Below are 14753 nucleotides of genomic sequence, written 5' to 3' on the forward strand. Positions count from 1 at the left end.
ATCAATTACGCAAAATAATTCGGTACTATTAAACATCGGGACTAGAGTTTTAAGTTTTGTGTGGTAACTCAACTGATGGCTCTAGTCCTCTTATTTTTCAAGTCAATTTTTTATCCGCGATTCGGGTTAATTAGAAGAAGTTAAAAAAAATTTTAGTAAAAAATGAACTTTATCAAATTATTTTACTTCTTTTGCACGTAAATGGTTCTCACTAACCTCCTTTCTACAAAATCGTGCAGCACCAACTTCTTGATCTGGCGCATTAATACCTTCTTGATTAAACATCACCTTAGCTGTTTTAAACATAATTTTAAAATCTAGCCAAATACTATTTTGCTCAACATATTGAACGTCCAAGTCGAATTTTTCTTCCCAAGATAAGTTATTACGTCCACTGACTTGGGCAAGCCCTGTCATGCCGGGTTTTACCTCATGTCTTCGCATTTGTTCAGCCGTATAATGTTCTAGAAATTCTTTCATTTGAGGTCTAGGCCCAACAATACTCATATCACCTTTTAAGACATTTATAAGCTGAGGCATTTCGTCCAAGCTGGTAGAACGTAGTTTTTGACCGAATGGTGTAATTCGAAATTTATCTGGTAAGGGATTACCTTCTTGGTCAAATGCATTTCTCATAGACCGAAACTTAATCATTTTAAAGAGCTTTCCATTTTTACCAGGTCGTTCTTGATAGAAGAAAATTGGTGAGCCTAGATTTCTACGTACTTTATAAGCAATGACGATAAAAACTGGCAATAATATAAATATAGCAGCAAGCGAAATAATAATATCGATTAATCGCTTAACAACTTTTATATCACTCCTAAAAAGGTCAGCACTAGAATATAGATGAGGGTAAGATGTTAAGGCATTTTTTAAAATTAGATCTTTCTTCCCCCGATAATACCAGGATTTTTTTTTCTCTAGCTTAGCCACTTTATTTATCCGTGGAGAAAATTGAATGATTTGGTTCTTATACCCTTCTTTTTCTACAAGATTTTTTTTTAAGAAAATATTATCTTTTTCAATAAATAACGATTTACGTGTTGTAATAGAGCTTTTTACAAAGTTTTCGATCTTATTTTTTTCTTGTTGTAGATCCATTAATAAACACCTCACTATGTCTATCTACGCATCATATCAATTGTATTTTTATTAAAGTAGAGAGACTATTGTTAGCCAATTTCATATTTTAGTTTTTTAGAAATATTATTATTATTTTTATTAAAATATATATTTAACTAAATTTAGTTAAATTTCACCTAATAAAAAACTTAAGTTTATATTTTTTCTATAAATATTAGCCACTTATATTAAATTAAAATAAATAATTTATAATTACACTAGATCAGTTAATAATGAAATATATTTCATTATTAAGGTAAATAATTTTTTAAAATATAGCAAATCTCACACTAAATAAAATGTGACAAAATGTAATTTATTTATAAATAATGAGTCTTATATCACAATAAAATACTATTTTAAGCTTATAATTAAATATATTTCTAATTAATTATACAATCAAGATAACGTTATTTTTATTCTATTGAGACCGTCTTAAATATATAAAACCAGATAAGATAAAAAAATTTAAGAAAACTAGAAATCCACCTCTAATAATAATGAGGTGGAATAATTCAAGTTAAAATTAGGTGATCATAAATCTATACTATAATAATCATGCACAATACCACGTGCACCAAATCTTTCTTTTTGATCAATCAATCCTATATTTAAGTATTTCCCTTCATCCTCATTGGAAGTCCCAAAATCAAATATTTTGGCATTTTTCTTACTTTTATCTATTAAATGATCAATGAGATAATCTAATACCTTTTTCTCCCTACCTTTATCATTGCTAGCCAAATATTGAGTATGAACTACTATTTCAGTTTCAAAAGTCACTGCTCCTGCCACAATATTTCCATCAAGACAACATTTATATGCTTTTATATTATTAGGGAAACGACTTTTTAATAAATCTATTTCATCTTCATTATGTACAGGTTGTTGGTTATGATGCTGACGCAGTACTTCCCGGATTACTCCCCAAACCATACTAGGTTGATCTACTTCCTCACAGCTAACCCCATTTTTTTTGAGCTTATTGACTGATCTTCTTTTACTTTCTGAGTATGAATATTCTTCATTTAAATCAATAGAAACACTAATATCTCGTCGGTAAAGCTTGGCATCATTTCGAAATAAAGCATACAAGTCTTCTTGAGCAGGATAATTATGATAAATAACAGGAATGCATTTATATATAATCTTATCAATATTTTTTTGTTTTAAATAAATTTTTAATAAATTAAATAATTCTAGCATGTCAGCGGCATGAATATCTCTATTAATTAAAAAACCGCCAAAAGTTAAACCTTGATGACTATAAAAAATATTATCTTTAATATTTCCAGGCAATAAGGCTACAATTTTCCCTTTTTCATTTTTAAATATCAATGAGAAATCCTCAAATCGATCAGCATGATATTCCATAAAATCACGATTAAACATAAAATGATAATTTTTACATTTTAATAAAAATTCATTCCATATTATTTTATCTGAAGTTTCATATTTATGTATTTGAAAACCTAAGTCTTCTTTCATTATAGTACCCATATCTATATCCTAGTTATTATTTTTAAATCAAATATAATTTTTCTATTTACTAAAAAAATACTATTACTTTTTTTAAAGCCCATTAATGCCCATCATTTGTAATAGTCTATGGTTTATATGATCCGCATTAAAATTCTTTCTAGCATAGAGAAATCCTTGATAGCCCATTTTATTTATTTGTTCAGGATGTTCTATAAAATAAGTCATTTTCTCTACCAATGCAGCCACATCCCATTTAGGAATTAGGAAACCTGTCAACCCATCGACTACAGTCTCATTGCAGCCTGGAACATCAGTAGTGATGACTGGACGTCCTACAGCCATTGCTTCTTGTGTACTACGGGGCACCCCCTCTCGATAATAAGACGGCAATACAAAAACCGCGCTATTACGTAGCCTTTGATCTACATCAGTCACAAAACCATTATATTCGATAATACCTGTTTGTATTAGCTGATCTAATTCAGCTTGCTTTAAGCCAGTTGGATTTTCAGGATCTAATCCACCAATAATTTTAAACACAACTTCAGGATATTTTCTTTTTACTATTCTTGCTGCTTCTATATATTCAAATATTCCCTTTTCAGCGATCAATCTGGCTATAAATATAAATGATATATTTTCCTGATTATTCCATTTTGTATAAGCATAATCTTGTAAATTAAGACCAATTGGTCCCAAGACTTCGATCGCATTTTTTTTATGTGGCAAATTATAATGATGGACTAAATCCTTAGGATCATCATGATTTAAAAAAATAATTTTATCTAGATATGGAAATGCAAGCCGATATAGTGACACCTGCACAAAACGTATGAATTTAGCCTTTAAGCTTTGGCCATATTTATGAATAGTGAAAGGTGATCCTAGTCCTTCGATCATGCCATAAATATAAGGTACTTTAGTCTTATAGGCAGCTAGCGTTGCATAGATAACAGGCTTAGTTGAATAGGAGAATACGATATCAGGTTGAATTTCTTTTATTTTTTTAGCCAACTGATAAGTTGAACGTAGATCAGCCAAGGGATTCAATCCTCCTCGACTAAGCTGATATGTCACTAAGGTGACTCCTAAATCTTGAATTTTGGCCAACCATTCATTTGTATATTCAGATACAAAGGCATAAACATGATAATTCTGTGCCAGACAAGACAAAATAAAATCTTTGCGAAAACCGTAAAGATTAGAGGCAGTCGTTCCAATGATGATAATTTTTTTAGAGATCATGGCTTTATACGCTCTATGAGTTCTAATTGTGCAGCATAAAAATTTTTATCAGAGTCAGAGACTGATGTAACTCTACGCTTATGTAGTATCTGCATTAAGTTCAAAAAATTTAGTACTTTTACAATAATTTTTTTAATTTCAAACTTTAAAACAATCTTATTTTTTTCAAGATCGGAAATAGTACTATTATAATATTTATTGATTACTCCGATCTGGGTATTATAACCACGGATCATTTTTTCTTTTTTTACATTTTCAACTTCTCTATAAAAATATAAAGGTTCCTGTAAAACGACGTAATTAAAATCATTTTTTATCGCAGCTGAAAGCCATAGTTCATAATCTTCAGCTAAGCAATTATCGACTTGGTACGGGTTTCTTTTACACCACTCCTTTCGGGCAAGTAATGAAGGATGCAGTATATTAGTAACACCTTGCAAAATTTCTTTGGGTTGCATTTGATGATTAGAATAGATTCTCTTTCCTAAAATTTCATTCTTGTCTCCAATTGAATATAAGCTGGTGACTACGACATCAATATCTGGATTTTCATTTAGTACTTTAATCTGTTTTTCAAGACGATCGACTGCCATTAAATCATCGGCATCCATACGTGCAATAAAATCATACTTTGCTTCATTGATAATCTGATTTAAGCGGTAGGGTAATCTTCTATTATGCCCATCAGCTATGATACGGATTCTCGGATCATTAAATGAGCGGGCAATCTCTAAAGATCGGTCTGTTGACCCATCATCTACCAGAATTAATTCCCAATTTTGAAAAGTTTGCGCTAATACCGATTTAATGGCATCTTCTAAATATTTTTCAGCATTAAAAAATGGTATTCCTATAGAAATATACATATTTATTCTTCCTTATTATTATTTGAAAATAGTAAAAAAGCGGCCAATAAAAACCAAAAAATCAGTGTTCTTGCGCTATAAGTTGTAAACCCATATAGCATCGGCCCCAAGAATATCAACTTGTTTGAAAATGATAATTTTTTAAATATTTGATATAAAAAGATTAAAAATAAAGAGATGCCGACGATCCCATAATAAAAAAGGATACCTAACCAGGTTGAATGAATTTCGTTCCCTTTCGGGTTATATAACCAGTGCGCACCTTGGCCAGCACCAAAAATTAAATATTGAGGATATTCAAGGAAGTTAAAAAGACCTCGTCCTTCTGCCTGGCTGTCTTTTTGATCCAGGCCTTCGACAAAACGCAGAACCACACTATCAAAAGCCCCTAAATGATATAAAAAGTAACTGAGGGTACTAAAAATGACTAATATGCCAAAAAATACAAATATTCTTTTATTCAGATCCCCTTTTTGACTAAATATAAATCCTAAAGTCAGCATTAAGAAGCCAATTGAAGCAGACCTTGACATGGTCAATAGAATTAAGAATAAAGCTAAAAAATAAACGATTATCTTTTTTAAATTACTTTCAGAAATATATAAAAAGATAGCACAGGTAGTTAAAACCCAAAATGCCATCTGATTGGGATCATTAAAAAGACCATTGTATCGTGGTTCAAAATTGTAACGACCTAATCCACTTGCCCAGATTGCAATTTCTATTACATAGGAAAATGGAATAAGAAACAGTATTTTTTCATAAAAAAAGTTAACTTGAGAGGAACTCAAATTCATTAATAATAAAAAAAACAACAAGTTAAAGATCCAGTAAATGGTAGAAACCATATAACTGGGATCTAGAACGATCAAATACCAAGCAAAATTTACACAAACTGTATATGCGACAAAGATTAAGGCTACACTTGAGTATTCGATGGTTATTTTTGAGCTACGGCTGAATAATAAAAATATAGCCGCCATAATAAAAAGGTGACTAAATTGTGGAACCCCACTAGACCAAAAATAAAACTGAGATAAGAAAAATGACAGCAAGATAAAGTATATAACCACTTTATCTTTTAAATTAATATCATCTAAAAAAATAATGTTATTTTTTGAATTACTTTCATTTAAAATAATCATTATCCATTCCTTTTATTATTATCTAATGCCTAGAATCAGCAAAAGAAATGATTAATATTTTTATATTACTAACTAAATTATTTTATTAAACATAGTTAAAATATAATTATTTATATAAAATTTTTTAATTATTAAAAATCTTTTTTTATTAAGAGCCAATAAAAAAATCTAAAAAAATCATATGTTAAAATTTCTGTAGGATATTCTTTTAAAATTTTTATCATCTTTTCTAATGATTTCTTTTTAGATAATAGCCCTAATTCAAATGCATTAATCCACAAAGCTCTCTTTTTTGCCTTATTAAATAAAATATGATTCTGATATTCACTTAGAATCATCATTCTTGAATCGTGCATAAGAGTCGTTTGCTTATGCATATTATTGTCATGCAACCTATATTTTGCAAAAAGCACAGGAAGATAGCATAACTCCCCTGCTTGCGCTAAAAGCAGCCACATATACCAGTCTTCTATTTGTACTTCTGCATTGTAGCCACCTATTTTTTTTAAAGCTTGAGTACGAATAAGTTGTGTAGTAGCGGGCAAATCATGTTCTAACAATAAAATCTGATCAAAGGTATAACTTTTTCTTTTTTTAACTCTATTTTTCACAAGATTAGAATCATTATCAATAATTGATACTCCTCCAAATACAGCTATACAGTTCTTATTCTGGCTTAGAAATTTGGTTTGTATTTTTATTTTATCTTTTAAGATTATATCATCAGAAGCAAGGGAGGAAAAATATTCCCCCTGTGCCCATTCTAATGCTTCATTTAGAGTTGCGCTTAAGCCCTTATTTGGACGATGTCTAAACTCAAATCGGGTAAACCGTTTTTCACATAATGGAATTAATTCTTGTATTTTTTCTACTGAAGCATCTGTAGATCCATCATCAATAATAATTAACTCAATATTCTGATAAGACTGGTCAATGACACTCTTGATGCTATCACGTATAAACCTTTCATGATTATAACTTGGTATAACTATAGAGACTAAGGGTTGTTCACTTATCATCATATTATTCCCTCTTTATTTTAATTGTTTAAATATAAATAAACTGATTACGATCCAATACAGCCCATAATTTATGAGATGGGCAATAGAAACACCTTCGAAACCAAATACTTGAGTACATATATAAGTTAAAGCAATGAGTGACACTGTAAATATAATCTCTGTACAAATATAGAGTTTAGTCATTGCTTTGCTGAGCATTAAATAAGCCAGTATCCAGCTTCCTATCTTCAAGGCATCTCCCATCATTTGCCAAAGAAATAACTCCTGCATAGGGGCAAAAGATGGACTAAATAATAATTTGATAATCCAATCACGTAGTATGAAAACACAAATTCCACCTACAACAGCAAGTGGAAAAATAAACTTATAGCCTAAATAGACCTCTTTCTTAATTTCATCAATTGCATTGAGTTCTGATAAGCGCGGCAAGTAATACACACCTAATGTAGTGGTTACAAGCAAAAGATATACTGTGCTTAGACGGATCATCGCCTCCCAATAGCCCGCATAAGCCAGGCTAAATTCTTGGGTTAAGTAAGCCCGAATTAACATTTGCGATAGCGGCACACAGATCGCACTGACTAATGCCATGAGAATAAATGAGGCAAATTTTTTGGTAATTCCTAGGTCTATTTTTCCTAATAGTGAAGAAAACTCAAACCAGTCTGCTCTATGACAGAGTATTAATGTCACTATAAATGCAATCGATTGATAAATGGATAATGCAATTAAAGCCCCATATAACTGCAGCTTGATTGCCAAAACCCCAGTGATCACAAGTGCAAATAAACTACCGGCAATATTTGCAAGCACCAGCTTTAAAATTTCTTTTTTCCCATTCAATATGGCTAAAAATAGCGTATTGAAATTGAAAAATATTAAAAAAACAGCAAACCATATAAAAATCGTTTGGTATTTAAGTGATTGAAATATATATAATGCCAGTTGCTTTTGAAAAATAAGTATGAGAATCGCAAAAACGAGACTAAATAGAAAAACAATACTCCCTGCTGTTTTCCAGACTGCACGTTGTTTAGTCTCATCTTCATGATATTCAGCCGTATATTTAACTACAGCGGTATTAATGGCACTGCCAGCGAAAGTCGTCACCATTTGAATAAAATTCTGGAATTGGCCGATCGCTGCATATCCGGTAGGTCCTAGATATACAGCCAGAATTTTATTCAGTACAAACATGGTGATGGTCTTAATCAAAACGGCTACACCATTCAGTACACTGGTCCTAAATAGATTCATCTATGCCTGAAAACCATTACATAACTGAACAACCTGCTTTGCTTCATCCATAGATAAAGTTGGTCCAATTGGTAAGCTTAGGACCTCCGCATGAATCTGTTCTGAAACTGGAAAACTTAAACCATTCCATTCCTTATAAGCCTGCTGCTGATGAGGCGGAATTGGATAATGAATGAGTGTCTGTACTCCGTTTTCTGCTAAATATTGTTGTAATTTTTCCCGATATTTTGTTCTGATCACAAATAAATGCCAGACATGTTGTGCATATGTCTCAGTGTCTATATTTTTGCACGGGAGCTCAATTGCGGGATTATGAATTTCTTTTAAATACAGATCTGCAATACGCCGACGATGCTGATTCTCCTGATCTAAAAATTTAAGTTTCACATTCAGGATGGCAGCCTGAATTTCATCAAGACGACTATTTACACCTGGTACCAGGTTTTTATATTTTTCATGTGAACCATAATTACGTATAGCTTTAAGCATCTGCGCTAACTCAGCATCGTTGGTGGTAATTGCTCCTCCATCACCGAGTGCGCCTAAGTTTTTACCAGGATAAAAACTGAAACCTGCAGCATCTCCCCAATTTCCTGCTTTTTGACCATTTATTTCAGCACCATGACCTTGGGCCGAATCTTCTAAAACCAGCAAGTTATATTTTTTGGCAATCGCCATAATTTCTGGCATTGCAGCGAGCTGTCCATATAAATGCACAGGCAAAATTACCTTTGTTTTTGGAGTTATGGCTGTCTCAATTTTCTTGGTATCAATATTAAAAGTCGTTATATCCGGTTCAACCAGTACCGGTTTCAGATTATTCTGTGAAATTGCTAAGATACTTGCAATATAGGTATTTGAAGGGACAATGACCTCATCTCCTTCATTGAGTTTTCCTAATTCTTTCCATGCGCGTAGCGTTAAAATAAGAGCATCCAAGCCATTAGCAACACCTATGGCATATCGTGTTCCACAATAATTTGCAAAATTATGCTCAAATTCTTCTAATTCTTTGCCACAGATATACCAACCAGAGTCAATTACCTGAGTGCAAGCTGCAATCAGTTGATCACGGTATTGAGTATTTATTGCTTTCAGATCAAGAAAAGGAATCATTTTTATCAATCTCATATAAAAATTTATATTTATTTTTTAATCTCATATTAATTAAAATTAATATATCTATAGTATTTAAATACAATCCTATTTATTCAGTTCATAACCTTTAGATTTAAAGCTTGGCTCCAATAAAAATTGTTTTACTTTCTTATTTAGCGGTTTTTCAATAAATCTATACATTATAAAGCTAGCAATTAGAGTGACAATAAATATAAAAAATGAAAACAGCATTAAGTCCATATTCAATGAAAATATTTTTCTTATATAATTTAAAATTTGTATTTCCAAAACATGCAGCAAGTAAAAAGAAAAACTAATTTCCCCTGCTAATACCATGTATTTATTTGACAAAAATTGGGTAATTATACTTTTCTTCTGAGCAACATGAGACAGTGCAAAAATTAAAATAATTGCTGCCATAGGCAACCAATAGTAAATTGAATACCTGTAACTTATATCTATTTTATTATGAAATACAAAGAATAAAATAAAAAGTAAAATAGCTCCTAATTCAAATATAACTACAGGTTGCTTAATTTTGGAATAGCCCACTTTTAATTTTTCAAAAATATCAAACAGGATAATACCCAACAAAAAGTCAGAAAAACGCACATATGGTGAAATATATAACCAATAGTGATCCTGATTTTTATCAAGCTGAATATTTAGAATCAAAATACCTATAAGATAGAATATAAAAATATAACTTCTGATTTTTTCAGAAATCAAAAATGCAAACGGAAACAGCAGGTAGAAGAACATTTCATCAGAGATACTCCAGGAAGGAGAATTCAATGAGAAATGGATCTCTTCTGAAGTAAAAAAGCTTTGTATCAGAAAAACATGCTGTATTAAATATTCCCAACCCTTGCCAGACTGAGCAAAAGTTAATAAAAATACCAGTGCTGTTGTGGCAATATGTACGGGATATATTCTGGCTAAACGAGAAATATAAAATTCTCTTTTTGAAATATTTCCGATTAAAAACTTTTCTTTATAATTGTAGGCTAAGATAAATCCACTCAAAATGAAGAAAAAGCTGACCCCTAAAAAGCCTTCGTCAAAAATACTATTAAAAATATTGGCATAGTCTGTTTCTTTTAGAAAAGCCAAATGACTCAGAAAAACAAAAAGTGCGAAAAACATACGCAATGATGTAAGCGGCTTAATCACGTCATATATCTCCTTAATATTTATTATTATTTTTACAATTCTATCTTCTGAAGCTTCTTCTTTTGCAAGGCCTTCATTCTAATGAATTAATTTTATTATTTAGTGATCTGCTCAATCAAAGTCTGATCTACTTCTTTTAGGAACTGGTCGTAATTACGAATGTAATCACTTTCATCATAGTAATCACTTGCCAGTACCAATAGGATGCAATCTTCTGAAAAATCATGCATCTCATGCCAAACCATAGGTGGGATCAATAATCCCTTATTAGATTGAGCAATTAAAACTTCCTGTTTTTCTCTGCCATTATCCATCAGCATTTTACAGCTACCTTGAATTCCAAAAGCAATCTGTCGAAGTTGCTTGTGTGCATGGAATCCGCGTGGAACATCAGGTTGAGCGCCAGCAATATAATAAAGTCGCTGTATACTGAAGGGTATATTCCGATTGGCTTCTGCGACGACCAGACTGCCGCGGTGATCTCCCAGGTTAGGTAATTCAATCCACTTAATTAAGTTCATGCTCATTACCCCACCAAAGAAATCAGATATTGACCGTAGCCATTCTTATGCATGGTATGACCAATCGCTAAAACTTGCTCTTTACTCAACCAGCCATTGTTCAAGGCGATTTCTTCTAGACAAGCAACTTTATAACCTTGACGTCTTTCGAGGGTTTCAACAAATTGAGCCGCTTCAAGCAAACTACCCTGGGTACCTGTATCTAACCAGGCAAATCCACGTCCCAGAAGTTCAACATTTAGGTCACCACGTTCCAGATAAGCCTGGTTAATTGAGGTAATTTCCAGCTCACCCCGTTCTGAGGGTTTGACCTGTTTGGCAATCTGGATGACATCATTGTCATAAAAATATAAACCTGTCACCGCAAAGTTAGATTTTGGATTTTGGGGCTTTTCTTCGATTGAGATTACCCGTTGCTGTTCATCGAACTCTACGACACCAAAGCGTTCAGGATCTTTCACCTGATAGCCAAATACTGTTGCACCTTTTTGTCGTGCTGCGGCCTGACGTAACATTGGTGTAAAACCTTGGCCATAAAAAATATTATCGCCTAGTACCAGACATACATTGCTTTGACCGATAAATTTTTCACCCAGGATAAAGGCTTGTGCCAGACCATCAGGACGAGGCTGGATCGCATAACTCAGCTCCATGCCAAATTGCGAACCATCCCCTAATAAGCGCTTAAACCCCTCAATATCTTCTGGTGTACTAATCACTAGGACTTCACGAATACCGGCCAACATTAATACCGATAAGGGGTAATAAACCATTGGTTTATCATAAATCGGAAGTAACTGTTTTGAGATTCCTTTGGTAATAGGATGCAAACGTGTACCTGAGCCACCTGCCAAGATAATCCCTTTTGTTGTTCTTAACATTATACTGCCTCCCCTAAACGTTCACGCTGATAAGAACCATCCTGAACACGCTGACACCATTCCAGATTATTCAGATACCATTGCACCGTTTTCCGGATACCTGTTTCAAAGGACTCTTGTGGCTTCCAACCCAGTTCGCGCTCGATTTTTGAAGCATCAATCGCATAACGTAAATCATGACCTGGCCGATCGTTAACAAAAGTAATGAGGCTTGTATAAGTTTTTCCCTCCAGACGAGGCTTGAGCTCATCCAGAATTTTGCAGATGGTTTTAACCACCTCAATATTCTGTTTTTCATTATGCCCCCCGATATTGTAGGTTTCTCCCACGATGCCTTCGGTTGCAACCTGATATAAAGCACGCGCATGATCTTCTACAAAAAGCCAGTCCCGGATCTGTTGACCATTGCCATAAATCGGCAATGACTTACCATCCAGGGCATTTAAGATCATTAAAGGAATCAATTTTTCAGGAAAGTGATAAGGACCATAATTATTTGAACAGTTCGTGATTACGACTGGCAAACCGTAGGTTCTATGCCAAGCCCGAACCAAATGATCCGAACTGGCTTTACTTGCTGAATAAGGTGAGCTTGGTAAATAAGGCGTAGTTTCAGTAAATAAGTCTGTTGTACCTTCTAAGTCTCCATATACTTCATCCGTTGAAATATGATGGAACTTGAATCTAGACTTTTTAATCGTAGATAGATTTTGCCAATACTTTCGGGCTACTTCCAATAAGGTGTAAGTTCCCACAATGTTTGTATTAATAAATTCTGCCGGACCATCAATCGAACGGTCCACATGAGACTCTGCAGCCAGATGCATGACGATATCTGGCTGAAACTCTAAAAATAATCGGGTTAAAGATACATGGTCGCAAATATCAGTTTGCGTAAATTGATAACGGGGATGATCCGATACAGAAATAAGTGACTCCAGATTACCTGCATAAGTTAACTTATCAACATTTAATACATGATGTTCAGTCTCGTTAATGAGATGCCGAATGACGGCAGATCCAATAAAACCGGCCCCACCGGTTACCAATATATTCATCACCATTTTGATTATCCTTTAATATTTTTTATTTTACTTTTCACAAATTATTTTTAATGTGTTAATGCCGTCTAGGCATATCTGTTTTTATTGATTTGTCTATAAGATATATTAATTTTATTACACAAACTACCCATAGAGCAGCTAATCATCAAATGTAGTTACATTTTACAAATCCGGATAATGTTTTTTAAACTTAGTCCATCTTATATAGGCTCCAAGTTTTTTAGATAATTTTCCACTAATATTAATTTAACAATCACCTAAACTAATTAAATATTATTTTAGTTAACAACAGATTATTTTGATTACTATAAATATAAAGTATTTTAAATTCTATTAAAATATAATTGAATATTAAGAAAAATCAATGATCTAAAAAACCTCTAGATTAGATAAAAATTATATGAAAATACTTTTCTATATTAATTTCAGGGCTTAATTCCTTCTATCATTGAAGAATAGTACTTATTTAAAAAATAACAATTGGAAACAATTAATATTCTAATGCTATCTTAAGCAATTCACTATATCTCTATAGCTTATTTAATCACGGTTTCACGTCCATTTTCGTCAATCTTACAGTTAAATTTCAGCTCAAACTTGTTAACTTGACTTAAGAATAGCTATAGACAAGGTATGTGATCTATTATATTTTTTAGACGTTAATCACATAAACCGAATTCAAAAAAATTAATAATTATTAATAAATACCAATTCTGAACATATAAAAATAAAGGGGTTTCAAGTGAACTATAGACACCTTTTAGGTACTTTTACCTTAAGCCTATCTCTGGTTGGATGTGCAGCAACATCCGGCTTTCAAACGTATGATTTACCGACAGAAGGAATCTATCAAACTGAACTGGGAACTCCAGTCAATCTGGTGAAACTGACTCAGGATACATTACCTGTAGTACAGTCTGCGCAAACGCATAATCTCAGTCATTATGCTCCTCTATTTCAGACTGAGGTGCAGGATTACCGCTTGAATCCAGGAGATATTTTATCTTTCCAGCTATGGGCTTATCCCGAAATTAGTGCCGTTCCTACAGCTAGTGACAATAACAATGGTTATCAGATTGACCGGAATGGTTATATCCAGTTTCCATTTATCAATCGTTATAAAGCAGCCGGAAAAACCCTTCCACAAGTGAATCAGGAAGTACGACGTCTGTTAATTCCTTATTTGAATAACCCGGATGTGGTCGTGAGAGTAATTTCCTATCAGGGACAGCGTTATTCCGTAGTAGGGAATGTGAAATCAGCCGGACAATTTTACCTGACTGACCAGCCGGTAAGTGTGTATACGGCGCTGGGCTTGGCTGGCGGGATTAATGAGCAAGGTGATTCCACTTCAATTCAGCTCGTACGCCAAGGTGTGACCTATGATCTAAATACGATTGCTTTGGAAAAAGCGGGTTATTCCTTACATAAGCTACTGATTCAACCCAATGACACCCTGTATATCAGTCCTCGGGAAAACCAGAAAATCTATGTCATGGGTGAAGCCGGCACCAATAAACCATTACCTATCCGTGACCAGGGCATGACGCTCGCTGATGTACTGGGTGAAAGCGAAGGGATTAATCCATATTCTGCCAATCCGAGTCGAATTTATGTCTTGCGTGGCAATTCTGACAACAAGATGACTGAAATCTATCACTTAAGTCTAAAAAATCTGGGAGATTTTGGTCTGGCTAAACAGTTCAAGATGAATAGTAACGATATTGTCTATGTTGATGCTACTGGTCTGACCCGTTGGGAACGCGTAGTGAGCCAGATTCTTCCATTTTCATATGTCGCTGGTTCAGCTATACGATAGGTGAAAGTATGAAAATTAAAAATCTTTTAGCAAT

The 14753-nt window shown here is 33.2% G+C and carries 13 protein-coding genes; 1 reads left to right on the forward strand and 12 read right to left on the reverse strand.

Annotated elements, in window-relative coordinates:
- Positions 1-177: 177 nt before the first annotated feature.
- The 12 genes from FTV13_RS11510 to rfbB form a co-directional block, all read right to left on the reverse strand.
- The gene (locus FTV13_RS11510; protein ID WP_180012139.1) at positions 178-816 is read right to left on the reverse strand and encodes a sugar transferase; all 639 of its coding nucleotides are present in this window, start codon (positions 814-816) and stop codon (positions 178-180) included.
- Positions 817-1659: 843 nt separating this feature from the next.
- Positions 1660-2625: a GNAT family N-acetyltransferase gene (locus FTV13_RS11515; RefSeq protein WP_257218513.1), complete on the reverse strand. Its 966-nt coding sequence runs from the start codon at positions 2623-2625 to the stop codon at positions 1660-1662.
- Positions 2626-2697: 72 nt separating this feature from the next.
- A complete protein-coding gene (locus tag FTV13_RS11520; RefSeq protein WP_180012097.1) occupies positions 2698-3852 on the reverse strand; it encodes a glycosyltransferase family 4 protein in 1155 nt (384 codons plus the stop codon).
- The gene (locus FTV13_RS11525; protein ID WP_180012099.1) at positions 3849-4718 is read right to left on the reverse strand and encodes a glycosyltransferase family 2 protein; all 870 of its coding nucleotides are present in this window, start codon (positions 4716-4718) and stop codon (positions 3849-3851) included. Before FTV13_RS11525 ends, FTV13_RS11520 begins: the two co-directional genes overlap by 4 nt.
- Positions 4719-4720: 2 nt before the next feature.
- Complete coding sequence (locus tag FTV13_RS11530) at positions 4721-5863, reverse strand: O-antigen ligase (protein WP_180002623.1); 1143 nt, start codon at positions 5861-5863, stop codon at positions 4721-4723.
- Positions 5864-5994: 131 nt separating this feature from the next.
- The gene (locus FTV13_RS11535; RefSeq protein WP_180012101.1) at positions 5995-6882 is read right to left on the reverse strand and encodes a glycosyltransferase; all 888 of its coding nucleotides are present in this window, start codon (positions 6880-6882) and stop codon (positions 5995-5997) included.
- A gap of 15 nt (positions 6883-6897) precedes the next feature.
- On the reverse strand, positions 6898-8142 hold the full coding sequence (locus tag FTV13_RS11540) for an O-antigen translocase (protein ID WP_180012103.1): 1245 nt from the start codon (positions 8140-8142) through the stop codon (positions 6898-6900).
- Positions 8143-9258: a DegT/DnrJ/EryC1/StrS aminotransferase family protein gene (locus tag FTV13_RS11545; RefSeq protein ID WP_180012105.1), complete on the reverse strand. Its 1116-nt coding sequence runs from the start codon at positions 9256-9258 to the stop codon at positions 8143-8145.
- Positions 9259-9345: 87 nt separating this feature from the next.
- The gene (locus FTV13_RS11550; RefSeq protein ID WP_180012107.1) at positions 9346-10434 is read right to left on the reverse strand and encodes an acyltransferase; all 1089 of its coding nucleotides are present in this window, start codon (positions 10432-10434) and stop codon (positions 9346-9348) included.
- Positions 10435-10529: 95 nt separating this feature from the next.
- Positions 10530-10955: an FdtA/QdtA family cupin domain-containing protein gene (locus FTV13_RS11555; RefSeq protein WP_180012109.1), complete on the reverse strand. Its 426-nt coding sequence runs from the start codon at positions 10953-10955 to the stop codon at positions 10530-10532.
- A gap of 5 nt (positions 10956-10960) precedes the next feature.
- A complete protein-coding gene (gene rfbA, locus FTV13_RS11560) occupies positions 10961-11836 on the reverse strand; it encodes a glucose-1-phosphate thymidylyltransferase RfbA (protein WP_104426847.1) in 876 nt (291 codons plus the stop codon).
- Complete coding sequence (gene rfbB, locus FTV13_RS11565) at positions 11836-12894, reverse strand: dTDP-glucose 4,6-dehydratase (protein ID WP_180012143.1); 1059 nt, start codon at positions 12892-12894, stop codon at positions 11836-11838. The genes rfbA and rfbB overlap by 1 nt, the downstream gene beginning before the upstream one ends.
- A 748-nt stretch (positions 12895-13642) precedes the next feature.
- Here rfbB and FTV13_RS11570 point away from each other — a divergent pair.
- A complete protein-coding gene (locus FTV13_RS11570; protein WP_034170758.1) occupies positions 13643-14719 on the forward strand; it encodes a polysaccharide biosynthesis/export family protein in 1077 nt (358 codons plus the stop codon).
- Positions 14720-14753 lie beyond the last annotated feature (34 nt).

The sequence above is a fragment of the Acinetobacter sp. YH12235 genome (genome assembly GCF_013417705.1).
Lineage (GTDB): Bacteria > Pseudomonadota > Gammaproteobacteria > Pseudomonadales > Moraxellaceae > Acinetobacter.